Source organism: Rhodovulum sp. YNF3179 (genome assembly GCF_050586465.1).
Lineage (GTDB): Bacteria > Pseudomonadota > Alphaproteobacteria > Rhodobacterales > Rhodobacteraceae > CAJXYS01.
The window spans coordinates 348,651-369,401 of the sequence record NZ_JBOCEG010000003.1; the positions used below are offsets into that span (position 1 = coordinate 348,651).

Below are 20,751 nucleotides of genomic sequence, written 5' to 3' on the forward strand. Positions count from 1 at the left end.
TGGCGCTGTTTAGGCAATCACCGGCATGGACACAAGCCTCGCGCCTTTCCGCCTTGTCGCGGCCGCCCTGCTGGCGCAGCGCGGGCGGCTGTTCCTGTGGGTGCCGGTCATGCTGGCCGCGGGGATCGGGATCTATTTCCAGCTGCGCTGGGAGCCGGGGCTCGCGCATTTCGCCGCCGCGGCCGGGGCCGCCGCGGTGCTGGGCCTTGTCGCCTGGCGCCGGGGGGGCGCCTGGGCGCCGCTGCCCGGCGCGGCGGCGCTGGTTCTGGCAGGGATCTGCCTGGCCGGGGCGCGGGCGCACATCGTTGCCGCGCCGGTGCTCGATTTCCGCTATTACGGGCCGGTGGAAGGGCGTGTCGTCGCGCTCGACCGGTCGGTCTCGGACGCGCCGCGGGTGACGCTCGACCGGGTGGTGCTCAGCCGTGTCGAAACGGCGGAGCTGCCGGGCCGGGTTCGGGTCGCGCTGCACGGCGCCGCCGCCGAGGATCCGCCCGGTCCGGGGCTGCGGGTCATGGTCACCGCGCATCTCTCGCCGCCCGCGGGCCCGGTGGAGCCCGGCGGTTTCGATTTCCAGCGCAACGCCTGGTTCGCCGGCCTCGGCGCGGTGGGCTATGCGCGCACGCCGATGCTGGCCATCGCCCCGGCCGCGGGCGGGCCGGCGCAGGCGATCCTTGCCCTCCGGATGCGGCTGGCGGCCGCGCTCCGGGCCGAGATGCCGGGGCAGGCGGGGGCGATCGCCGCGGCGATCCTGGTGGGTGACCGGTCAGGCGTGAGCCGCGCGGTGCTCGAGGATCTGCGGGCCTCGAACCTCGCGCATCTGCTGGCGATCTCGGGGTTGCACATGGGGCTGCTGACCGGGCTGGTCTTCGGCGCGGTGCGGGCCGGCGTGGCGCTGGTGCCGCGGCTGGCGCTGCGGGTTTCGGGCAAGAAGCTGGCGGCGGCAGCCGCGCTGCCCGCGGGGCTGGCCTATCTGGTGCTCTCGGGGGCGAGCGTCGCGACGGAACGCGCCTTCGTCATGGCGGCGGTGGTGCTCGGCGCGGTCCTCTTGGACCGGCGGGCGCTGACGCTGCGCGCGGTCGCGGTCGCGGCGGTGATCGTGCTCTGCCTCAGGCCCGAGAGCCTCGTCGGCCCGGGCTTCCAGATGTCCTTCGCCGCGACGACCGCGCTGGTGATGGTCTTCGGCGCGATCCGCGACGCGACGCAGGCGCGGCGGCGTGCGGGGCGCCCGGCCCGCCTGCCACGCTGGGCGCGCTGGCCGGTCGGGGTGCTGATCTCCTCGGCGGTGGCCGGGGCGGCGACGGCGCCGGTGGGCGCGTTTCACTTCAACCAGATGTCGCATTACGGGCTGATCGCGAACCTCGCCTCGGTGCCGGTGATGGGGGCGCTGGTCATGCCGGCGGCGGTCGCGGGGCTGTTGCTCTGGCCGCTCGGCCTGGCCGGCCCGGCCTTCGCGGCGATGGCGGCCGGGATCGACTGGATCCTCGGTGTCGCGCATCACGTCGCCGGGTTCGAGGGCGCGGTGCGCCAGGTGGTGACGCCGCCCGGCGCGGTGCTGCCCCTGCTGGCCGGGGGGGCACTGGTCCTGACGCTCTGGCGCGGGCCGGCGCGGATCACGGGGGGGGCTGCGATCCTGGCCGCGGCGGCGCTCTGGATCGGGGCGGAGCGCCCGCTCGTGCTGGTCTCGGATGACGGGCGGCTTGTCGGCGTGATGGGCACGCAGGGCCGGGCGCTGAACCGCGAGCGGGGCGCCGGGTTCGTCGCGCTCAGCTGGCTCGAGAATGACGGCGATCCGGCGCTGCAGGCCGTGGCCGCGGCGCGGACCCGGCCTGAGCTGCGCGGGATCGGCTTCGTCACCGGCCGGGCGGAGGCCGGCGCGGTCGACGCGGCGTGCCGCGCGCATGCCCTCGTGATCGCCCCCGAGGCCGATGCCGGGGCCGCGGCCTGCCAGGTCATCGACCGGGAGACCCTGCGTCGCCTGGGCGCGGTCGCGATCCGACCGGGGCCGGACGGCCCGCGCATCACCGGCGCCCGCCAGGTGACCGGCGCGCGGCTCTGGACGCGGTAGGCGTCAGTAGCTGCGGATCAGCCCGACCAGCCGGCCCTGCACCGCCACCTGGTCGGCGCGGTAGACGCGGGTCTCGTAGGCCGGGTTCTCGGCCTCGAGCGCGATCATGTCGCCCTTGCGGCGGAGCCGCTTGAGCGTCGCCTCCTCACCCTCGACCAGCGCCACGACGATCTCGCCGTTCTCGGCGCTGTCCTGTTCGCGGATCACCACGATGTCGCCGTCGTTGATCCCGGCCTCGATCATCGAGTCGCCCTTGACCTCCAGCGCGTAGTGGTGGCCGGAACTCCCCAGCATCGCGCCCGGCACCGCCACGTGGTGCGAGGCATGGCTGATCGCCTCGATCGGCGTGCCGGCGGCGATGCGCCCCATTACGGGCAGGTCCAGCGCGTGCACAGGGTCGACCGTCATCGCGGCTTCGGGGCGGTTGGCCACGCCGCCATCGCCCTCGATCACGCGGGGCGCGAAGCCCTGGGGCTCCATCGCGTCGGGCAGCTTGACGATCTCGATCGCGCGAGCCCGGTGGGCGAGGCGGTTGATGAAGCCCCGTTCCTCGAGCGCGGTGATCAGCCGGTGGATCCCGGATTTGGAGCGCAGGTCCAGCGCCTCCTTCATCTCGTCGAAAGATGGCGGCACACCGTCTTTCTGAAGCCGCTTGTGAATGAATTCAAGGAGTTCGCGCTGCTTTTTCGTCAGCATGAAACCGATCCTCCGCCCTGGTGCGGGGCCCGGCGCCCCGACCTTCCTTGGCCCGGGGTTCTACTTGTGTTCTCGTTTTGTGTCAAGGCGTTCCGGTCAGAGACGGATGATCTCGATCTCTTCGCCCGCGCCGCGCGCGCCGTCGCCCGGCGGGCGGACCGCCAACACGTCGGCCGCGGCCAGGACCGACAGAAGCCCGCTGTCCTGGCGGTCGAACGGCCGCACCGTTTCGCCGCCGGGGCCGGGTTCGATCCGGCCGCGCATGTAGTGCTCGCGCGGGCCGTTCGGGCCGAGGTCGCAGGCCAGCGGCAGGGTCTCGCGCGGCAGGGCGCCGGCGGGCAGACCCAGCAGGGCGTCGATGGCAGGCCGCATGAAGATATGACCACAAACCATTGCGGAAACGGGGTTACCCGGCAGGCCCACCATGGGCGTTCCGGCCAGCCGACCGGCCATCAGCGGCTTGCCGGGGCGCATCGCGACCTTGTAGAAATCCAGCGCCAGCCCCTTGTCGCCCGCGGCGGCCTGCACCAGGTCATGCTCGCCCACCGACGCGCCGCCGATCGTCACGATCATGTCGGCCCCGGCCGCGAGATCGAAGACGGTGTGCAGCGAGTCCACCCGGTCGCGCGCGATCGGCAGAAGCCGCACCGCGGCGCCCTGGGCTTCCAGCAGCGCCTTCAGCCCGAAACTGTTCGAGGCGATGATCTGGTCGGGACCGGGGGACTCGCCGGGCATCACCAGCTCGTCGCCGGTGGCGATCAGGGCGATTTCCGGGCGGCGCCGAACCGGCAGTTCGGCGTGATTCATCGCGGCGAGCAGGGCGATGTCGGCGGGCGTCAGGCGCCGCGGCGCCGCCAGCGCGGCGCCCTCGGCGAAATCGTCGCCGGCCGGGCGGATATGGCTTTTGGCATCCAGCCCTTCGCGCAGCGTGATCTGGTCGCCGTCGCGGCCGGTGTCTTCCTGGATCACGACCCGGTCGGCCCCCTCGGGTACCGGCGCGCCGGTAAAGATGCGGACCGCCTCGCCAGCGCCCACCCGCCCAGCGAAGCCATGCCCCGCCGCGGATTCCCCGATCACGGTAAAGCATGCGCCCGGCTTGGCCGCGGCACCAGCGAGGGCGTAGCCGTCCATCGCGGCGGCCGGGAAGGGCGGCTGGGTGCGGCGGGCCTGGCGGGGGGTCGCCAGGACGCGCCCGGCCGCGTCGGCCAGCGCCACCGTTTCGGTTCCGACGGGGGCGCAAAGATCCAGCACATGCGCCAGCGCCGTCGCCGTGGGGATCATCGCGACGCCTCGTAACGGCCTGATTTTCCGCCCTCTTTCAGGGTCAGGCGGATCTCTCCGATCACCATGGCCTTGTCGGCCGCCTTGACCATGTCATAGACGGTCAGCGCCGCGGTGGAGACCGCCGTCAGCGCCTCCATCTCGACCCCGGTCTGGCCGGATGTCTTGACCGTGGCGGTGATCTGCACGCCCGGCAGCGCGGCATCCGGCACCAGGTCGAGCGCGACCTTGGTCATGGGCAGCGGATGACAGAGCGGGATCAGCTCCGCGGTCTTCTTGGCGCCCATGATGCCGGCCAGCCGGGCGACGGCCAGGACGTCGCCCTTTTTCGCGCGGCCTTCGACAATGAGATCAAGGGTTTCCGGCTCCATCCTGATGTGACCTTCGGCCACGGCGGTGCGATCGGTCACGGGCTTTCCCGAGACGTCTACCATGTGTGCGGCGCCGCTCTCGTCGAAATGGGTCAGTTTCGGCATGCTCAGTGCCCCGCGCCGGCCGGCTCCGCCAGCAGCTGCCGGGTCGCCGCGGCGACGTCGTCCTCGCGCATCAGGCTCTCGCCGACGAGAAAGCAGCGGGCGCCGTAGCGGGCGAGATCCGCGAGATCCCCGGGCCCGTAGAGGCCGGACTCGGCCACGATCATGCGATCCTCGGGCACCAGCCGCGCCAGCGTGCGAGTCGTATCAAGATTGGTCTCGAATGTGTTGAGATCGCGATTATTTATCCCGATAAGACTTGATTTCAACGCCTCGGCGCGTTCCAGTTCCGCGCGGTCATGCACCTCGATCAGCACGTCCATGCCCCAGGCGATCGCCGCGGCCTCGAGCTCGCCCGCCTGGGCGTCGGAGACCGAGGCCATGATGATCAGGATGCAGTCCGCGCCAAGCGCGCGGGACTCGACCACCTGGTAGGGATCGTAGAGGAAATCCTTGCGCAGAACGGGCAGGTCGACCGCCGCCCGCGCGGCCACGAGGTAGTCATCGGCCCCCTGAAAGGACGGCCCGTCGGTCAGCACCGACAGGCAGGCCGCGCCGCCCTCGGCATAGGCGCGGGCCAGCGCCGGCGGGTCGAAATCGGCCCGGATGAGCCCCTTGGACGGGCTGGCCTTCTTGATCTCGGCGATCAGCCCGTAGCCGGCGGTGCTCGCGGCCGTCAGCGCCGCCGCGAAGCCGCGCGGCGCGTCGGCCTGCCGCGCGTCGGCCTCGACGCTGTCGAGCGGGCGCGCCGCCTTGCGCGCGGCCACGTCTTCGAGCTTGTAGGCCCGGATCTTCTCGAGAATGCTGCTGGTCATTGCGCCGCCTGTGTCAGTTCCGCCAGCGCGCGCACCTTCGCCCGCGCCGCACCACTGTCGATGCTTTCCCGCGCCAGTTCAACACCTTCGACAAGGGCATTCACTCTGCCGGCCACGAGGAGGGCCGCGGCCGCGTTCAGGAGAACCGCGTCACGATAGGCCGAGGCCGTCCCGTCGAGCAGCGCGCGGAAGGCCGCGCCGTTTTCCGCGGGCGTGCCGCCAAGGATCGCGTCGAAGGAATGGCGCGGCAGGCCGGCCTCCTCGGGGGTGACGGTGAACTCCGTGATCTTGCCGTCGGCCAGCGCCACCACATGGGTCTCGCCCGCGATCGAGATCTCGTCGGTGCCGTCCGCGCCATGCACGAGCCAGGCGGCCTCGGCGCCGAGCGCGGCCAGCGTCTCGGCCATCGGGCGCAGCATCTCGCGCGAGAAGGCCCCGGTAAGCTGGCGCTTGACACCCGCCGGGTTGGTCAGCGGACCGAGAATGTTGAAGATCGTGCGCGTGCCGAGTTCCTGCCGGGTGGGCATGACGAACCGGATCGCCGGGTGATGCATCGGCGCCATCATGAACCCGATCCCGACCCCGGCGAGCGCCTTCTCGACGATGTCGGGGCCGACCATCACCTCGATGCCCAGCTGCGCCAGCGCGTCGGCGGCCCCCGACTTGGAGCTCAGGTTGCGGTTGCCGTGCTTGGCGACGACGACGCCCGCACCGGCGACCACGAAGGCCGTCGCGGTGGAAATGTTGAGCGTGCCCTTGCCGTCGCCGCCGGTTCCGACGATGTCCATCGCGCCCTCGGGGGCGCGGACGGCGTTGCACTTGGCGCGCATCACGCTGGCGGCGGCGGCGTATTCCTCGACCGTCTCGCCGCGGGTGCGCAGCGTCATCAGGAAGCCGCCCATCTGGCTCGGCGTCGCGTCACCCTCGAACAGGATCGCGAAGGCGTCCTCGGCTTCGGCGCGCGACAGCGGGCGCTCGACCGCGGCGGCGATCAGCGGTTTCAGCCGCTCTGTCATGCGGGCACCTTCACCATGTCCAGGAAATTCCGCAGCATCGCGTGGCCATGTTCCGACCGGATGCTTTCCGGGTGGAACTGAACGCCCTCGATCGGCAGGGTGCGGTGGCGCAGACCCATGATCGTGCCGTCGTCCAGCTCGGCGGTGATCTCCAGCGTTTCGGGCAGGCTGTCGCGGTCCACGATCAGCGAGTGGTAGCGCGTCGCCAGCAACGGCGAGGGCAGCCCGGCGAAGACGCCGCGCCCGGCGTGGCGGATGGTGCCGAGCTTTCCATGCACGATCTCTCCGGCGCGCACCACGCGACCGCCGAAGGCCTGGCCGATGGTCTGGTGGCCGAGGCAGACGCCCAGCAGCGGCACCGCAGACTCGGCCGCCGCGGCGGTCAGCTCGAGGCAGATCCCGGCCTGGTCCGGGTCGCAGGGTCCGGGCGAGAGCACGATGCCGGCAGGGTTCATCGCCAGAGCCTCCGACGCGGTCAGCGTGTCGTTGCGGCGCACCACGACGTCGGCCCCGAGCTCGCCCAGGTAATGGACGAGGTTCCAGGTGAAACTGTCGTAGTTGTCGATCAGAAGCAGCATCGCGGCCCTTTCGCCTAATTAGGGGTGAACCCGGCGGTGTGTCGGGCTATAAATGCTCAGAGCCGCAGGCGGTGGTCAAGGGCGACCTGCGGGCATATAGGAGGTATGACATGGGCAGGGGCCTGCTATCGGGATTCATCTGGGGCGCGGTCGTTTCGATCCTGGTCCTCGGCGTGGCGTCGCTTTTCGCGCCGCCGCCGGTGGAACGGTCGGGCGCGCCGGCCCAGGACCGGATGGAAATGCCGGCCGGCTCGGCCTTCAACCGCGAAAAGCCGGACACCGACCCGGTGCTGCCCGTGCCCGATCTGCCGGTCGATGGCGAGGCCGCGCAGCCCGCCGCTCCCGACGACGAGATCGGGGCGCCGCCGGTGACCGATACCGCGCCGGCCTCCCCGCCCGACGTCGTCCAGAGCGTCGAGCCCCAGGCGCCGGCGCCGGGGCCGGTCGAACCTGCCCCGATCGCCCCGCGCGCCGAGGAAAGCGGCCCCGCGATCCCGGAAGGCGCGCTCGGCGTTCCGGTTCCGGATGTCGAGATCCCGATGCCGTCGGGCGATGACAGCCCGGCCGCGTTGCCCGACGTCCCGCAACCGCCCGCCCCCGACGAGGACGCGGCCCCCGAGGCCCCGGCCGAGACCGCGGGCGCCGGCGTCACCGGGGAAGAGGTGGAAACGGCGGAGGCGGAAACGGCAGAACCCGCGCCGCAACCCGCGCCCGACGCGACGCCGGAGGCGCCCGCGCCGTCGCCTGCCGCCCCCGCCGGGCAACCCGCGGAAGACGCGGCGCAGACGGAGGCGGCGCCAGACGCCGAGCCGGCCGCCGAGACCGCGGCCAGCGAAGCCGCGCCCCCCGCGCCAGAGGCGCAGGCGCCCGAGGCTCCCGCGCCCGAGACAGATACGGCGGCGCCGGCGGACCCGGTGCGCCCGACGCTCGGGGCGCTCAGCCGTCACGCGGTTGCCTTCGAGAACCCGCAGGGTCGCCCGCTGATGTCGCTGGTTCTCGTCGATGCGCCGGAAGACGGGCTGGATATCGACGTGCTCAAGACGTTCAACTTCCCGGTCACCTTCGCACTCGATCCCGCGCGGGCGGATGCGCCGGCGCGGGCCGCGGTGCTGCGCGATGCCGGCTTCGAGGTGATCGCCCTGACGCCCGAGGGGCAGGCCGGGCTGCCGGCGCATGCCGGGCCGGAAGATGTCGACCGGGCGCTTACGGCCTTCTTCGAGCGTATCGACCGGGGCGTGGCGCTGCTCGACCGGCCGAAGGACGGCTTCCAGCGCACCGCGCCCGTGGCCGAGGCCGTGATCGCCCGCTTCGAGGAGACCGGCCATGGACTGCTGACCTTCGACGACGGGCTGAACACCACCCGCAAGAAGGCGGCCCGGGCCGGCGTCCCGGCGGCGACGGTGTTCCGGATGCTCGATGCCGAGGCCGAGCGCACCCCGAAGATCAAGCGCTACCTCGACCGCGCGGCCTACAAGGCGCGCGAGGATGGCTGGGTGATCATGGTCGGCCGCACCCTTCCGGACACGGTCCGCGCGCTCTTCGAATGGGCCCTGTCGGAAGAGGCCGAAACGGTGGAGCTGGCGCCGGTCTCGGCGGTGCTTCGGCTGATGCGCTAGGCGCTTGCATCCGTGCGGCGGAACCAGCTGACCTGGAAGGCCTGCGTGGCGCCCTCGGGCGTGCGGTGCAGGTGCCGCGCCGCGCCGAGCGGGACGAACCGTCCCGGGGCGTGGGTGTCGATCTCGGCGGCGAGTGTCTCGGGGCTGTAGCGACACACCGGCAAGCCGGAACAAGTTTCCGGACCGTCGGGGGCGAAGGTGGCGATGATCGCGGTCCCGCCCGGCGTCAGCGCCGCCGCCATCGTCGCGACATAGGCCGCGCGGTCGGAGGGTGCTGTCAGGAAATGGAACACGGCCCGGTCATGCCAGAGCGCATAGCGCCGAGGCGGCGTCCAGCCGGTGATGTCAGCCGCGATCCACGTCACGGACCCGGCGCGGGGGCCGAGCCGCGCGCGGCTTGCCGCAAGTGCGCCGGGCGAAAGATCCAGCACCGTGATCGGGCCGAGCCCGTCCTCCAGAAGCGCGTCGACCAGCCGGGATGCGCCGCCGCCGACGTCGAGGATCGCGTCCCCGGGCCGGACGTGGCGGCGGACCAGGTCGTGCGAAAGTGTCGGCGCGGCCTCGAACCAGGTCAGCGCCGTCTCGTCGCGCGCGTCATAGACCCTGTCCCAATGCTGGCGGTCGCCCATCGCCTGCCTCCCCCGATCATGGTAGCCAGTGGCCTGGGTCGGCGCAACGGCGCCGCTACTGGCCGCCCCCGCGCACGAAGAGCCCGGCATCCTCGGCCGCGCGTCGGATGGCGCGGGACTTGTTGACGGTTTCCTCGAACTCGGCCTCCGGGTCGCTGTCATGGACGACGCCGCCACCGGCCTGGATGTAGAGCTTCTGCTCCTTCACCACCGCGGTGCGAAGCGCGATGCACATGTCCATGTCGCCGCCGGCGCTGAAATAGCCGACGCCGCCGCCGTAGACGCCGCGCTTCTCGGGTTCCAGCTCGTCGATGATCTCCATCGCGCGAACCTTGGGCGCGCCCGAGACGGTGCCCGCGGGCAGGCCGGCCAGCAGCGCCGAGAGCGCGTCCTGGTCGTCGGCCAGATCGCCCACCACGTTCGACACGATATGCATGACGTGGCTGTAGCGCTCGACGACGAATTCCTCCGTCGGGCGGACCGTCCCGATCCGGGCCACCCGGCCGACATCGTTGCGGCCGAGATCGAGCAGCATCAGGTGCTCGGCGCGTTCCTTTTCATCGGCCAGCAACTCGGCTTCGAGCGCCCGGTCTTCCTCCGGCGTGGCGCCGCGGCGGCGGGTGCCGGCGATGGGCCGGATCGTGACCTCGCCGCCGAAGACGCGCACCAGGATCTCGGGGCTGGCCCCGACGACCTGGAACCCGCCGAAGTTGAAATAAAACATGAAGGGCGAGGGGTTGGTGCGCCGGAGCGCGCGGTAGAGCGCGAAGGGCGGCAGCGGGAAATCCTGCGTCCAGCGCTGGCTCGGCACCACCTGGAAGATGTCGCCGGCACGGATGTAATCCTTGGCCTTGTCGACGGCGGCCAGGTAATCGGGCTTGGCGAAGTTCGAAACCGGCGGCGCCACCTCGGCGGTCTCGCCCAGGTCGCGGGTCTCGCCGGCTGGGAGCCGCTCTAGATCGCGCACCGCGTCCATCACCCGTTCGGCCGCCTGTGCATAGGCCGCGCGCGCCGAAAGCCCCGCGCCGGCCCAGGCGGGGCTGACCACGGTCACCTCGCCCTTCACCCCGTCGAGCACCGCCACCACCGAGGGGCGCAGCAGCATCGCGTCCGGCAGGTCCAGCGGGTCGGGGTTCGGCGCGCCCAGCGTCTCGACCAGGCGGATCATGTCGTAGCCGAGATATCCGAAAAGCCCGGCCGCGGCCGCCGGCAGCTCTTCGGGCAGGTCGATCCGGCTTTCCTCGATGAGCGCCCGCAGCGCGGTCAGCGGGTCGCCCGCGACCGGTGCGAAGGCCTCCGGGTCGAACCGCGCCTCGCGGTTCACCCGCGAGCTGTCGCCCCGGCATTCCCAGATCAGGTCGGGTTTCAGCCCGATGATGGAATACCGCCCGCGCACCTCGCCGCCGGTCACCGACTCCAGGATGAAGCTGTCCTTCCGCCCCTGGGTGAGCTTCAGCATCAGCGAGACCGGCGTGTCGAGATCGGCGGCGAGGCGGGCATAGACCACCTGGTTCCGTCCGGCCGCGTAGCCGCGTTCGAAGTCCTCGTAACTCGGGGTCAGGGCCACGATGCGCGCTCCGTCAGGGGAACTGGGCGTGGACGGCGTCGATCGCCGCCTGGTTCAGCTCGATCCCGGCCCGCGCGCGCACCGCGTCGGCGAAGAGCGCGTAGAGATCCTCGGCGATGCCCTGGGCCTGCTGGCGTTCCAGCGACTGGCGCAGCGCGGCGATATCCGGATCCGCCGGGTCGTAAGGCACGATCTCGGTCAGGCGCGCCAGGAACATGGCCTCGGCGCCCTCGACCAGCACGACGTCGTCGACCTCGGCGGCGAAGACGGCCTCGAGCAGGGCCGGCGGCGCCTCCTCGATGAAGGCGTCGCGGCGCAGGGCCTCCTCGTCGCGGGCGGTCAGCCCGACGGTTTCCATCCGGGCGCCGTCGGCGATCTGGTCGCGCATCCCGCTTGCCATGTCGTAGAGCCGGCTCATGGTCTGCGCCGCGCGCCAGGCGTCCACGACCGCGTCGCGCACCGTGTCGAGCGGACGGAGCGTCGGCGCCACCACCTCGTCGACACGCAGCGCGAAGATGCCGCCGTCGGACAGGTCGCGGACCTCGGGGAAGTCGCCCGGTTCGGCCAGGCCGGCCTCCTCGCGGAAGGCGTCATAGGCGGCGATGCCGTCCTCGCTGTCGTCGGTGAAGCCGATCTCGCCCAGCCGCATCTCGGTCTCTTCGGCGATCTCCTCGAGCGTGGCGCCACCGGCCAGAAGATCCTGAACCTGCGGGATGATGTCCTCGATCACGCGGCGCGCGCGGTCGGCGGCGAACTCGCCGCGCAGGTCGTCGCGGGCCTCCTCGAAGGGGACCGACTGCGCCTCGAGGACGGCGTTGATCCGGAAAAGCGCGGGGCCGAGACGGGTCTCGACGGGGCCGACGACGCCGGGATCGTCGCGTCCGAACACCGCCGCCGCGGCCGCGTCGCCGAGTTCGCCCTCGGACACCTCGCCGAGATCCACGTCCTCGAGCGACAGGCCGCGATCCGCGACCAGCGTGTCGAAACTGGTCTCGCCGGCCTCGATGGCGGCGGCGGCGGTGGCGGCGGCGTCCGCGCCGGGGAAGACGAGCCGTTCGAGCAGGCGGCGCTCGGGGGTGTTGTACTCGGCGCTGCGTTCCTCGTAGAGCGCGCGCAGCGCGGTCTCGTCGACCTCGACGGTGTCGGCCAGCATGTCTGGGGTCAGCCAGGCATAGGTGATCCTGCGGGTCTCGGGCGCGGTGAACGCGCCGGGGTTCTCGTCGTAATGGGTCTGGATCTCGGCCTCGGTCGGCTGGCGCGTTTCGGTAACCAGCAATTCGGACCCGACCCGCGCCCAGCGGAAGCTGCGCCCTTCGCCGAGCCAGGCGGCGACACGTTCGGCATAGGCGTCGCCCGGGGCCACGGCGCCGCTGATCCCGCCGCGCAGAAGCTCGCGCGCGGCGTCCTCGCGCAGCGATCGTTCGAACTCGGCCACGGTCAGGTTCGCCTGTTCCAGCGCGAAGCGGTAGGATTCGGGGTCGAAGTTGCCGTCCATGCCCTGGAAGGCCGGCACCTGGGTCAGCTCCGCGCGCACCGCGTCGTCGCCCACCGACAGCCCGATGCGGGCCATTTCGTGATCCAGCGCGGCCGTGGTCACGAGGCGCTGCAGGATCTGGCGGTCCAGCCCGAAGCCTTGCGCGTCGGAGAAGCTGAGGCTCTGGCCGGTGCGTGCCTGGATGTTGCGTAGCTCGTTCTGGATCGCGCGGGCGTATTCGTCGACGGTGATTTCCTCGTCGCCCACCGATCCGACACTGCGCACCGAGCCGCCGAAATTACCGATGCCAAAGCCGGCGAGCCCGACGATCAGGAGCCCGAGCAGGATCCAGACGAAGACTTTGGAGCCTTTGCTAATCAGGGCTTTCGCCATATCGCGGCCTTTCCTATCACGCGTTCCGCAGCCGGTCTTAAAGGCTGCGCCCGACCGGGGCAAGCGCCCCGGCCCGCGGTCAGCCGGAAAAGCCGGCGAGCCGGTCGGACAGCGCGCCGATCCCGGCCCGGTCGACATTGGCGAAGGCGATGCGCATCTGTCCCGCGGCAGCGGCGTCGTCGTCGGGGGCGAACATGGTGCCGGGCAGCATCAGAACGCCGGCCTCCTGCACCAGCCGCCGGGCCAGCGCCGGCCCGCCCGTGCCGAAAGGGTGCGCGACATAGGCGAAATAGGCGCCGCAGCCCAGCAGCCGCCAGCCCGGCAGGCCCGCGATGGCGGCTTCCATGGCGGCCCGTCGGTCCAGGATCTCGGCGCGCTCGCCGGCCAGCCACTGGCGCAGGTTCCGCAGGCCCCAGAGCGCGGCGCGCTGGCCGAGCTGGTTGGGGCAGATGGTGACCGTGTCGAGGAACTTCTCGGCCTCGGCCAGCCGCGCCCGGCCGGCGATCATCGCGCCGACGCGGTGGCCCGTCAGCCGGTAGGCCTTGGAGAAGGAGTAGAGATGGATCAGCACCTCGTCCCAGTCCGGGTCCGCGAACAGGTCGTGCGGCGCGCCCGGGCGCGAGTCGAAGTCGCGATAGGTCTCGTCGAGGATCAGGGCGAGCCCGTGGCGCCGGGCCAGCGCGGCGAAGGCATGGACCAGGTCCGCGGGGTACTCGACGCCGCCCGGGTTGTTGGGCGTGACCAGCGCGATGGCCTTCACCCCGGGGCCGATCAGCGCCTCTGCGGCGGCGGGATCCGGCAGGAGGTCGTCGCCGCAGGGCAGGGCGCGGGCCTCGATCCCCATCATGTCGAGCCACATCTTGTGATTGAAATACCAGGGCGTGGGCAGGATCACCGCGTCGCCGGCGCCGGCCAGCGTCGCGACGGCGGCGCAGAAGGCCTGGTTGCAGCCCGAGGTGATCGCCACCTGGTCCGGCGCGACCGTCCCGCCATAGGCCAGCGACCACTGGCCGGCCACCTCGGCGCGCAGCGCCGGCAGGCCCAGCACCGGGCCGTAGAGATGGGCGCCCGCGTCGTCCATCGCGGCCTCGGCGATGGCCCGGCGAAGCGGTTCGGGCGGCGGGTCGAGCGGGGCGGCCTGGCTGACGTTGAGCAGCGGCCTGTCCGGCGGAAACGCGGTTTCCTCGATCCAGCGCCGGGCCTCCATGACAGGGGGGGCGACGGTGCCGGCGAGGGCAGGGTTGATCGGTGCGGCCATGGTCCGGATCCTCCGTGTTGGCGGGACCGTATCACCCCCCGGTCCGGGGGCAAGGCCAGAGGCGCCGCCGCGCCGCGCCGTGGCTGATTTCGATCAAGGATGGCATCGGCGGTTTCGGGCAGTCTTGCCCCGAAGAGGAGGAGCCCATGACCCGATTTGTCGACCGCGCCGATGCGGCCGAGGCCCTGGCCGACCGCCTGGCGCAGATGGATCTGCAGGATCCCGTGATCCTGGCCCTGCCGCGGGGCGGCGTGCCCATCGGCCGCGTCGTGGCCGATCGGCTGGGTGCGCCGCTCGACCTGGTGATGGTGCGCAAGATCGGCGTGCCGGGCAACCCGGAACTGGCCGCCGCGGCGGTGGTCAACGGGGCCGCGCCCGAGATCGTCGTGAACGAGAGCGTGATGGCGATGGCCCATCTCGACCGGGCCGAGATCGATCGCCTGGCCGAGACCCAGCTGGACGAGATCCGGCGGCGGCGGGTGCTTTACCTCGCCGGGCGCGCGCCCCTGCCGGTCGCGGGCCGCACGGCCGTGGTGGTCGATGACGGGATCGCCACGGGCGCCACGGTGCGTGCCGCGCTCAAGGCGGTGACCCGGCGCAAGGCCGCGCGCGTGGTGCTCGCCGTGCCGGTGGCCCCGCCCGACACTGTCGCCCGGCTCGAGGGCGCGGTGGATGACCTCGTCTGCCTGACCGTGCCGCAGGCCTTCTGGGCGGTGGGCCAGGCCTATCACCGCTTCGAGCAGGTCTCCGACGACGAGGTGGTGCGCCTCATGGGCGCGTCGGCGGGCTGACCCCGGTCACCGGGTCCCGGTCACTCCGGCTGGAAGCCGCTGAGCAGGTGGCGCAGCCCCACGAGCCCGCCGACGACGATCGCCGCCAGCGTGACGGGGGCGGACCAGGCCAGCGTGGCAAAGGCCGAGAGTCCCTGGCCGACCGAGCAGCCGAGCGCGATCACGCCGCCGATGCCCATCAGCGCCGCGCCGGCCACCTGCCGGCCCAGTTCGCGCGGATCCTCGCAGGCCTCCCAGCGGAACCGGCCGCGGATGAAGCTGCCGAGAAAGGCGCCGGCCAACACGCCGATCACCGATCCGACCGGGAAGGACAGGCCGCCGGCGGTCGAGGTCATGAGATAGAGCAGGGTTCGTCCGAGCGGCGCGGTGTAGGTATGGCCCTCGACGGGCACGGCGGCGAAGGAGGCATGGTAGAGCGCGCTTGTGCCCCAGAACCCGGAGACGATGGCCAGCCCGGCGACCACGGCCCAGAAGATCATGCGCGGCTCGCCCCGGAGCGGCGCGTAGGCCAGCGCCCAGGCGAGGAAGCCCAGCCCCACCACGACCGCGATGGCGAAGGGCGGCAGCCCCGTCACCGCCCCGAAGGTGTGGGCGACGCCCTGCATGCCGTCGGCGGCGCTCTGCGGGAAGATCGCGTCGCGCAGCGGCGCGAGCGGGCCGTTCAGCGTGATGAAACCGAAGATCGCCATGACCACCACGACCACCAGCGCGCGCAGGTCGCCGCCGCCGAAACGGGTCAGCGCGCCGAAGCCGCAATTGCCCGCATAGGCCATGCCATAGCCGAAAAGCAGCCCGCCGACGACGCTGGCGGCCGGGTTCCAGGCGACGCCGTGATAGATCGTCAGCGACAGGTCGATGGCCCCGAGCGCCGACAGCGCGAAGGTGCCGATGATCGCAACGCAGAGGGTGACGCCCCACATGCGCAGGCGGCGCTGGTCCTGGCCATAGGCGGCGGACTCGATCGCGCCGAGCGTGCAAAACTCTCCCAGCCGTGCCGCGAGGCCCAGCATCAGGCCCCCGATCAGTCCAACGAGCGCGGCCAACAGGCCGGCCGGCAGTGCATCCATCACGTCCTCCCCGCCGCCAGCATCGACGGCGCCCCTAGCTTTGTCGCGCCGGGCAGTCCGGCCCGCAGAACATCTCGTAGAGCAGTTCTATGACCTGCTTGGCCCGCCCGTCCTTGAGTGAATAGTAGATGGTTTTGCCCTCGCGCCGATGGGCGACGAGCCCCTCCAGCCGCAGCCGGGCCAGCTGCTGGCTGACCGCGGCCTGCCGCGACGACAGGAGGCCTTCGAGTTCGGTGACCGATTTCTCGCCGGTGACGAGATGGCACAGGATCATCAGGCGTCCCTCATGCGCCATGGCCTTCATGAAGTCGGCCGCGCTCTGGGAGTGTTCCGCCATCCGGTCGATCTCCAGCCCGTCGATGGTTGCGACGGGGTCTTCCTCACCTGTATTGTCGAGTGCCGTCAGCGCCATGCACTCCTCTTGTTATGTCGGGTCAGAAGCCGAGAAGCTCGTCCTCGATCGCCGTCAGACCTTCACGCGCACACTCATCATCCAGATCGGGTCCGGGCGCGCCCGAGACGCCGAGCCCGCCGATCACCGATCCCTTGGCTTCTATCACGATCCCGCCGCCCAGCGGAAGAGCGCGGGAGATGTTGCGGATCCCGGCGGACAGCTCGCCGGGCCGGGTGACGCGGTCGAGTTCCAGCGTGTCGGTGCGGAAGCTTGCCGCGGTCCAGGCCTTGCGCGTCGCCGTTTCCTCGACATGGGCGCCGGCAAAGCGGTCGCGCACGAAGACCTGCGTGACGCCGAAGCGGTCCACGACCGCGACGCCCACCTGGTAGCCGGCGGCGCGGCAGGCTTCCATCGTGGCGACGGCGAGCTTGGTCGCGACGGAAGGTTTCAGAACCTCGAATTCCACGAAGGCGTCGTCGTCCTGGGCAGCGGCGGCGCCCGCGGAAACGGCGAGCGCGGTCGCGGCGGCGATGGCTGTGCGGATCATGATTGTGGGTCCTCCCTTTCGGTGTCCGGTGTTTCTGCGTGGCTTTCGATGAGGTCCGCGACGAGCCCCCAGAAGAAGTCTTCGCCCGGGTAGCCCTCGATCCGGCCGAGTTCCCGGCCGTCGCGCACCAGCACGAATGTCGGCGTGAATTGCGGCCGGCTGGCCAGGTCGAGCCCCTCGGGATAGGGGCCGGCGATGTTCAGCCGCTTCAGCGGGGCGGCCGCGCCCTCGGCGGTCTTGGGGTAGATCGGCCCGATTTCCTCGTGCCAGCGCTCGCACCAGTGGCAGCCCGCCTGCTCGAACATCAGGAGCCGCATCTCCGCCGCGGCGGGGGGCGCCAGGGCCGCGAGGGCCAGCAGGAAGGGGGCGATCAACCGGTACATTCAGCAACTCCGTTGACGTGGCATACCATTATATACAAAAATTCTAATTTGTTTTCACATTCGACTCAAGGATGCAGCGATGCTCGACATTTCCTATGGCGGCGCTCTCCTCGCGGGGCTGTTGTCCTTCCTGTCGCCCTGCATCCTGCCGATCGTCCCGTTCTACTTCACCTACATGGCCGGGATCTCGATGTCCGAGCTGCGGTCGGACAACACGCTGGCGCCGGGCGCGCAGCGGCGGCTCGTGGTCTCGGCGATCTTCTTCGCGCTCGGCGTGACGACGATCTTCGTGCTGCTCGGGCTCGGCGCCACGGCGGCGGGGCAGGTGTTCCGCGAGTGGAAGGAGCCGCTCTCCTATGTCGCGGCCGCGATCCTGCTTGTCTTCGGGCTGCATTTCCTGGGCGTGATGCGGATTCCCTTCCTCTACCGGGAGGCGCGGGTGGAGGCGCAGGCCAATCCCGCGACCATCGCGGGGGCCTACGTCATGGGGCTCGCCTTCGGGTTCGGCTGGACGCCCTGCGTGGGCCCTGCGCTGGCCGCGATCCTGATGGTCGCCTCGATGCAGCAGAGCCTCTGGCAGGGCGGGTCGCTGCTGCTGGTCTACGGGCTGGGGATGACCTTTCCCTTCGTGGTGGCGGCCTTCTTCGCGCGCCCGTTCCTGGGCTGGATGCAACGCAACCGCAAGTATCTCGGCTATGTCGAGAAGGCGATGGGGCTATTGCTGATCGTCTTCGCGGTGCTGATCGCCACCAATTCGATCGCGTATATCGCGCAATGGATGATTGAAACCTTCCCGAGCTTCGGGAAGATCGGCTAGGGAGGAAACGGATGCGACTGACGACACTGATCGCCGCCGCGGCACTGGCGCTGGCGGCCCCGGCGGCAGGGGCGGCGCCCATGGGCGACGACGGGCTGCACAAGCCCGACTGGCTGCGCGAGACCTTCAAGGACATGGCCATGGATCTCGAGGAGGCCACCGCCGAGGGCAAGCGGCTGATGGTGATCTGGGAGCAGCGCGGCTGCATCTACTGCAAACAGATGCACGAGGAGGTGTTTCCCGTTCCCGAGATCGATGCGCTGATCGAGGAAAACTACTTCGTCGTGCAGATGAATCTTTTCGGCGATGTCGAGGTGGTCGACTTCGACGGCACCGCGATGTCCGAAAAGGCGATGGCGCGGCGCTGGGGCGTGGTCTTCACCCCGACGATGATGTTCTTCCCCGAAACGGTGGAGGGCACGCCGAAGGCGTCGGAGGCCGCGGTCGTGACCATGCCGGGGGCCTTCGCCAAGGGCACGACGAAGAATCTGCTGACCTGGGTGCTCGAAAAAGGCTACGAGGGCGAGGAGCATTTCCAGAAGTATCACGCCCGCAAGCTTATGGAATCCCAGCAAAACTGATGTGCTGCACTGCAACATATGCAGAAAATCGAATTCATTGTTGCATGCAATTGTGTGCCTCGGCTAGGGTAGCGGTCAAACACGAAACGGAATCAAGGGAGGAATTTGGATGACGCGCAGCGCGTTTCTTGTGGCGGGGGCCATCGCTGCCGCCGCGACGGCGGCCACCGCCGCCGAGATCAAGCCCGGAGACGTCGCGTATGGCGAGTACGGCGCCGTCGAGCAATCGCTGACCGGTGCGCCCGGCGATGCCGAACGCGGCAGGGAAATCATGGCGACCAAGAGCCTCGGCAACTGCGTCTCCTGCCATGCCGTGAGCGACATGAGCGACATTCCCTTCCACGGAGAGGTGGGCCCGACCCTCGACGGAACCGGCGCCCGCTGGTCGGAGGCCGAGCTTCGCGGCATCGTGGCGAACGCCAAGATGACCTTCCCGGAATCGATGATGCCGTCCTTCTACAAGACCGAGGGCTACATCCGCCCGGGCGACGGCTTCACGGGCAAGGCCGCCGAGGAACCGCTGCCACCGCTTCTGACGGCGCAGCAGATCGAGGATGTGGTCGCCTATCTGAAGACCCTGAAAGAGATGTGATCCCCCGGGGTCGCGAGAGCACATAGGAGAGAGCTATGGAATTTACGAGACGTGGAGCCCTGGCGGTCGGTGCCGGCGCAGTCGCGGCGTCTGTCCTTCCGTCCTTCGCCTTCGCCAGCGTCGATGACGCCGTCGCGGCGTTCACCGGCGGGGCCGAGCTGGGCGAGGGCGGTCTGACCCTGACCACCCCGGAAATCGCCGAGAACGGCAACACCGTGCCGGTCAGCGTGGACGCGCCCGGCGCCGAGGCCGTGATGCTGCTGGCCGCCGGCAACCCGAGCCCGGATGTCTGCACCTTCAACTTCGGCCCGATGGCCGGGGCGCAGTCGGCATCCACCCGTATCCGCCTCGCCGGCACGCAGGACGTGGTCGCCATCGCCAAGATGAGCGACGGCAGCTTCGTGCGCGCCTCGAACGAGGTCAAAGTCACCATCGGCGGCTGCGGCGGCTGATCTAGAGGAGTAGAAGACAATGGCTAAAGGTGTCAGACCCCGCGTTAAGGTTCCGGGTTCCGCTTCGGCCGGTGACGTCATCACCATCAAGACGCTCATCAGCCACCCGATGGAATCCGGCCAGCGCAAGGACAGCGACGGCAACGTCATCCCGCGCTCGATCATCAACCGCTTCGTCTGTGACTTCAACGGCGAGAACGTGATCGACGTGACGATGGAGCCGGCGATCTCGACGAACCCCTATTTCGAGTTCCAGGCGATGGTGCCGGAAGGGGGCGAGTTCAAGTTCACCTGGTACGACGACGACGGCTCCGTCTACGAGGAAGCGAAGTCGATCTCGGTCGGCTGAGCGTCGGAACGGACCGTCGACAACGATAATCAGGGAGGAACGTACAGAATGAAAACATCGTCGCTTCGCAAGACGCTCGGTCTCTCGGCAGCGGCCCTCGCCATGGGGTGCGGGGCCGCGCTCGCCGACGCCGACGACAATCTGGTCGTCAATGGCGAGATCGAGATGGTCACGCAGACGGAGGCTCCGGAACATGTCGAGTATCTGAGTACGATCCGGTCCGGCTGGACCTATCGTTCCGACGAGACCCAGCAATTCCAGATGGACGACTTCGACAACCCGGCGATGATCTTCGTCGACGAGGCGCGGGCGTCCTGGAACACCGCCGAAGGCTCCGAAGGCAAGTCCTGCGCGTCGTGTCACGGCACGCCGGAGGAAAGCATGAAGGGCCTGCGCGCGGTGATGCCGAAGTGGAACGAGGAGGCCGGCGAAGTCTGGACCCTCGAGAAGTACGTCAACGACTGCCGCGAGAACCGCATGGGCGCGGATGCCTGGGGCTGGACCTCCACCCCGATGCGCAACATGACCGCGCTCATCTCGGTGCCGTCGCGTGGCATGCCGGTCAACGTCGCCATCGACGGCCCGGCGCGCGAGACCTGGGAGCGGGGCAAGGAGCTCTACTACACCCGGACGGGCCAGCTGGAGCTTTCCTGCGCGAACTGCCACGAGGACAACCACGACAACTTCATCCGCGCCGACCACCTGAGCCAGGGCCAGATCAACGGCTTCCCGACCTACCGGCTCAAGAACGCGCGGCTGAACTCGATCCACGGGCGGTTCAAGGGGTGCGTGCGCGACACCCGCGCCGAAACCTTCAGCCCCGGGTCGGATGATTTCGTGGCGCTGCAGCTCTACGTTGCCTCGCGCGGCAACGGCCTCTCGGTCGAGGCCCCCGCCGTGCGGAACTAAGACAGAGG

At 70.4% G+C, this 20,751-nt stretch carries 23 protein-coding genes; 9 read left to right on the forward strand and 14 right to left on the reverse strand.

Annotated elements, in window-relative coordinates; genetic code table 11:
* Positions 1-25 precede the first annotated feature (25 nt).
* Positions 26-2,065, forward strand: a complete 2,040-nt coding sequence (locus ACQ5SP_RS07055; protein WP_430937645.1) for a ComEC/Rec2 family competence protein — start codon at positions 26-28, stop codon at positions 2,063-2,065.
* 3 nt (positions 2,066-2,068) lie between these two features.
* Here the strand turns inward: ACQ5SP_RS07055 and lexA are convergent, their stop codons facing one another.
* The 6 genes from lexA to ACQ5SP_RS07085 form a co-directional block, all read right to left on the reverse strand.
* The gene (gene lexA / locus ACQ5SP_RS07060) at positions 2,069-2,761 is read right to left on the reverse strand and encodes a transcriptional repressor LexA (RefSeq protein ID WP_430937646.1); all 693 of its coding nucleotides are present in this window, start codon (positions 2,759-2,761) and stop codon (positions 2,069-2,071) included.
* Positions 2,762-2,857: 96 nt separating this feature from the next.
* Entirely contained in the window at positions 2,858-4,042 is a 1,185-nt protein-coding gene (locus ACQ5SP_RS07065; protein ID WP_430937647.1) for a molybdopterin molybdotransferase MoeA, read from the reverse strand.
* A complete protein-coding gene (gene moaC, locus ACQ5SP_RS07070) occupies positions 4,039-4,518 on the reverse strand; it encodes a cyclic pyranopterin monophosphate synthase MoaC (protein ID WP_430937648.1) in 480 nt (159 codons plus the stop codon). The genes ACQ5SP_RS07065 and moaC overlap by 4 nt, the downstream gene beginning before the upstream one ends.
* A gap of 2 nt (positions 4,519-4,520) precedes the next feature.
* Entirely contained in the window at positions 4,521-5,330 is an 810-nt protein-coding gene (trpC, locus tag ACQ5SP_RS07075) for an indole-3-glycerol phosphate synthase TrpC (RefSeq protein WP_430937649.1), read from the reverse strand.
* Positions 5,327-6,346 (reverse strand): anthranilate phosphoribosyltransferase, encoded by a 1,020-nt coding sequence (gene trpD / locus ACQ5SP_RS07080; protein WP_430937650.1) that lies wholly within the window; start codon positions 6,344-6,346, stop codon positions 5,327-5,329. The genes trpC and trpD overlap by 4 nt, the downstream gene beginning before the upstream one ends.
* Positions 6,343-6,924, reverse strand: coding sequence for an anthranilate synthase component II (locus tag ACQ5SP_RS07085; RefSeq protein ID WP_430937651.1), 582 nt, complete (start codon positions 6,922-6,924; stop codon positions 6,343-6,345). Before ACQ5SP_RS07085 ends, trpD begins: the two co-directional genes overlap by 4 nt.
* 110 nt (positions 6,925-7,034) lie before the next feature.
* On the opposite strand from ACQ5SP_RS07085, the gene ACQ5SP_RS07090 reads away from it, so the two are divergent.
* Positions 7,035-8,540: a divergent polysaccharide deacetylase family protein gene (locus ACQ5SP_RS07090; RefSeq protein ID WP_430937652.1), complete on the forward strand. Its 1,506-nt coding sequence runs from the start codon at positions 7,035-7,037 to the stop codon at positions 8,538-8,540.
* On the opposite strand, the gene ACQ5SP_RS07095 is transcribed toward ACQ5SP_RS07090, so the two are convergent.
* The 4 genes from ACQ5SP_RS07095 to ACQ5SP_RS07110 all read right to left on the reverse strand — a co-directional run bounded on the left by ACQ5SP_RS07095 (position 8,537) and on the right by ACQ5SP_RS07110 (position 13,861).
* Positions 8,537-9,169 carry a class I SAM-dependent methyltransferase gene (locus ACQ5SP_RS07095; RefSeq protein ID WP_430937653.1) on the reverse strand — a complete coding sequence of 211 codons (633 nt, stop codon included), beginning with the start codon at positions 9,167-9,169 and terminating at the stop codon, positions 8,537-8,539. The two genes, ACQ5SP_RS07090 and ACQ5SP_RS07095, sit on opposite strands and share 4 nt — an antisense overlap.
* 55 nt (positions 9,170-9,224) lie before the next feature.
* Entirely contained in the window at positions 9,225-10,739 is a 1,515-nt protein-coding gene (gene trpE, locus ACQ5SP_RS07100) for an anthranilate synthase component I (RefSeq protein ID WP_430937777.1), read from the reverse strand.
* A gap of 10 nt (positions 10,740-10,749) precedes the next feature.
* Positions 10,750-12,603 (reverse strand): SurA N-terminal domain-containing protein, encoded by a 1,854-nt coding sequence (locus ACQ5SP_RS07105; RefSeq protein WP_430937654.1) that lies wholly within the window; start codon positions 12,601-12,603, stop codon positions 10,750-10,752.
* 79 nt (positions 12,604-12,682) lie between these two features.
* Positions 12,683-13,861, reverse strand: a complete 1,179-nt coding sequence (locus tag ACQ5SP_RS07110) for an aminotransferase (RefSeq protein WP_430937655.1) — start codon at positions 13,859-13,861, stop codon at positions 12,683-12,685.
* Between the two features lie 146 nt (positions 13,862-14,007).
* On the opposite strand from ACQ5SP_RS07110, the gene ACQ5SP_RS07115 reads away from it, so the two are divergent.
* A complete protein-coding gene (locus tag ACQ5SP_RS07115; protein WP_430937656.1) occupies positions 14,008-14,652 on the forward strand; it encodes a phosphoribosyltransferase in 645 nt (214 codons plus the stop codon).
* Positions 14,653-14,672: 20 nt separating this feature from the next.
* On the opposite strand, the gene ACQ5SP_RS07120 is transcribed toward ACQ5SP_RS07115, so the two are convergent.
* The 4 genes from ACQ5SP_RS07120 to ACQ5SP_RS07135 are packed head-to-tail and all read right to left on the reverse strand — an operon-like array spanning position 14,673 to position 17,043.
* Positions 14,673-15,719: a YeeE/YedE family protein gene (locus ACQ5SP_RS07120; protein ID WP_430937657.1), complete on the reverse strand. Its 1,047-nt coding sequence runs from the start codon at positions 15,717-15,719 to the stop codon at positions 14,673-14,675.
* A 34-nt stretch (positions 15,720-15,753) separates the two neighbouring features.
* The gene (locus tag ACQ5SP_RS07125) at positions 15,754-16,131 is read right to left on the reverse strand and encodes an ArsR/SmtB family transcription factor (protein ID WP_430937658.1); all 378 of its coding nucleotides are present in this window, start codon (positions 16,129-16,131) and stop codon (positions 15,754-15,756) included.
* Positions 16,132-16,153: 22 nt separating this feature from the next.
* Positions 16,154-16,660: a GlcG/HbpS family heme-binding protein gene (locus ACQ5SP_RS07130; protein ID WP_430937659.1), complete on the reverse strand. Its 507-nt coding sequence runs from the start codon at positions 16,658-16,660 to the stop codon at positions 16,154-16,156.
* A complete protein-coding gene (locus ACQ5SP_RS07135; RefSeq protein ID WP_430937660.1) occupies positions 16,657-17,043 on the reverse strand; it encodes a hypothetical protein in 387 nt (128 codons plus the stop codon). The genes ACQ5SP_RS07130 and ACQ5SP_RS07135 overlap by 4 nt, the downstream gene beginning before the upstream one ends.
* Before the next feature lie 79 nt (positions 17,044-17,122).
* Between ACQ5SP_RS07135 and ACQ5SP_RS07140 the strand changes: the two genes are divergently transcribed.
* The 6 genes from ACQ5SP_RS07140 (at position 17,123) to soxA (ending at position 20,743) form a co-directional block, all read left to right on the forward strand.
* A complete protein-coding gene (locus tag ACQ5SP_RS07140; protein ID WP_430937661.1) occupies positions 17,123-17,860 on the forward strand; it encodes a cytochrome c biogenesis CcdA family protein in 738 nt (245 codons plus the stop codon).
* 11 nt (positions 17,861-17,871) lie between these two features.
* On the forward strand, positions 17,872-18,441 hold the full coding sequence (locus tag ACQ5SP_RS07145; RefSeq protein ID WP_430937662.1) for a SoxW family protein: 570 nt from the start codon (positions 17,872-17,874) through the stop codon (positions 18,439-18,441).
* A gap of 109 nt (positions 18,442-18,550) precedes the next feature.
* Positions 18,551-19,033, forward strand: coding sequence for a sulfur oxidation c-type cytochrome SoxX (gene soxX / locus ACQ5SP_RS07150; RefSeq protein ID WP_430937663.1), 483 nt, complete (start codon positions 18,551-18,553; stop codon positions 19,031-19,033).
* Positions 19,034-19,068: 35 nt separating this feature from the next.
* Complete coding sequence (gene soxY, locus ACQ5SP_RS07155) at positions 19,069-19,485, forward strand: thiosulfate oxidation carrier protein SoxY (RefSeq protein ID WP_430937664.1); 417 nt, start codon at positions 19,069-19,071, stop codon at positions 19,483-19,485.
* Between the two features lie 19 nt (positions 19,486-19,504).
* Positions 19,505-19,834, forward strand: a complete 330-nt coding sequence (soxZ, locus tag ACQ5SP_RS07160; RefSeq protein WP_430937665.1) for a thiosulfate oxidation carrier complex protein SoxZ — start codon at positions 19,505-19,507, stop codon at positions 19,832-19,834.
* Positions 19,835-19,882: 48 nt separating this feature from the next.
* Positions 19,883-20,743, forward strand: a complete 861-nt coding sequence (gene soxA / locus ACQ5SP_RS07165) for a sulfur oxidation c-type cytochrome SoxA (RefSeq protein ID WP_430937666.1) — start codon at positions 19,883-19,885, stop codon at positions 20,741-20,743.
* Positions 20,744-20,751 lie beyond the last annotated feature (8 nt).

Coding starts and splice junctions, on each gene's coding strand:
- ACQ5SP_RS07055 (WP_430937645.1), top strand. CDS start 26: ATGGACACAAGCCTCGCGCCTTTCCGCCTTGTCGCGGCCGCCCTGCTG.
- lexA (WP_430937646.1), bottom strand. CDS start 2,761: ATGCTGACGAAAAAGCAGCGCGAACTCCTTGAATTCATTCACAAGCGG.
- ACQ5SP_RS07065 (WP_430937647.1), bottom strand. CDS start 4,042: ATGATCCCCACGGCGACGGCGCTGGCGCATGTGCTGGATCTTTGCGCC.
- moaC (WP_430937648.1), bottom strand. CDS start 4,518: ATGCCGAAACTGACCCATTTCGACGAGAGCGGCGCCGCACACATGGTA.
- trpC (WP_430937649.1), bottom strand. CDS start 5,330: ATGACCAGCAGCATTCTCGAGAAGATCCGGGCCTACAAGCTCGAAGAC.
- trpD (WP_430937650.1), bottom strand. CDS start 6,346: ATGACAGAGCGGCTGAAACCGCTGATCGCCGCCGCGGTCGAGCGCCCG.
- ACQ5SP_RS07085 (WP_430937651.1), bottom strand. CDS start 6,924: ATGCTGCTTCTGATCGACAACTACGACAGTTTCACCTGGAACCTCGTC.
- ACQ5SP_RS07090 (WP_430937652.1), top strand. CDS start 7,035: ATGGGCAGGGGCCTGCTATCGGGATTCATCTGGGGCGCGGTCGTTTCG.
- ACQ5SP_RS07095 (WP_430937653.1), bottom strand. CDS start 9,169: ATGGGCGACCGCCAGCATTGGGACAGGGTCTATGACGCGCGCGACGAG.
- ACQ5SP_RS07105 (WP_430937654.1), bottom strand. CDS start 12,603: ATGGCGAAAGCCCTGATTAGCAAAGGCTCCAAAGTCTTCGTCTGGATC.
- ACQ5SP_RS07110 (WP_430937655.1), bottom strand. CDS start 13,861: ATGGCCGCACCGATCAACCCTGCCCTCGCCGGCACCGTCGCCCCCCCT.
- ACQ5SP_RS07115 (WP_430937656.1), top strand. CDS start 14,008: ATGACCCGATTTGTCGACCGCGCCGATGCGGCCGAGGCCCTGGCCGAC.
- ACQ5SP_RS07120 (WP_430937657.1), bottom strand. CDS start 15,719: ATGGATGCACTGCCGGCCGGCCTGTTGGCCGCGCTCGTTGGACTGATC.
- ACQ5SP_RS07125 (WP_430937658.1), bottom strand. CDS start 16,131: ATGGCGCTGACGGCACTCGACAATACAGGTGAGGAAGACCCCGTCGCA.
- ACQ5SP_RS07130 (WP_430937659.1), bottom strand. CDS start 16,660: ATGATCCGCACAGCCATCGCCGCCGCGACCGCGCTCGCCGTTTCCGCG.
- ACQ5SP_RS07135 (WP_430937660.1), bottom strand. CDS start 17,043: ATGTACCGGTTGATCGCCCCCTTCCTGCTGGCCCTCGCGGCCCTGGCG.
- ACQ5SP_RS07140 (WP_430937661.1), top strand. CDS start 17,123: ATGCTCGACATTTCCTATGGCGGCGCTCTCCTCGCGGGGCTGTTGTCC.
- ACQ5SP_RS07145 (WP_430937662.1), top strand. CDS start 17,872: ATGCGACTGACGACACTGATCGCCGCCGCGGCACTGGCGCTGGCGGCC.
- soxX (WP_430937663.1), top strand. CDS start 18,551: ATGACGCGCAGCGCGTTTCTTGTGGCGGGGGCCATCGCTGCCGCCGCG.
- soxY (WP_430937664.1), top strand. CDS start 19,069: ATGGAATTTACGAGACGTGGAGCCCTGGCGGTCGGTGCCGGCGCAGTC.
- soxZ (WP_430937665.1), top strand. CDS start 19,505: ATGGCTAAAGGTGTCAGACCCCGCGTTAAGGTTCCGGGTTCCGCTTCG.
- soxA (WP_430937666.1), top strand. CDS start 19,883: ATGAAAACATCGTCGCTTCGCAAGACGCTCGGTCTCTCGGCAGCGGCC.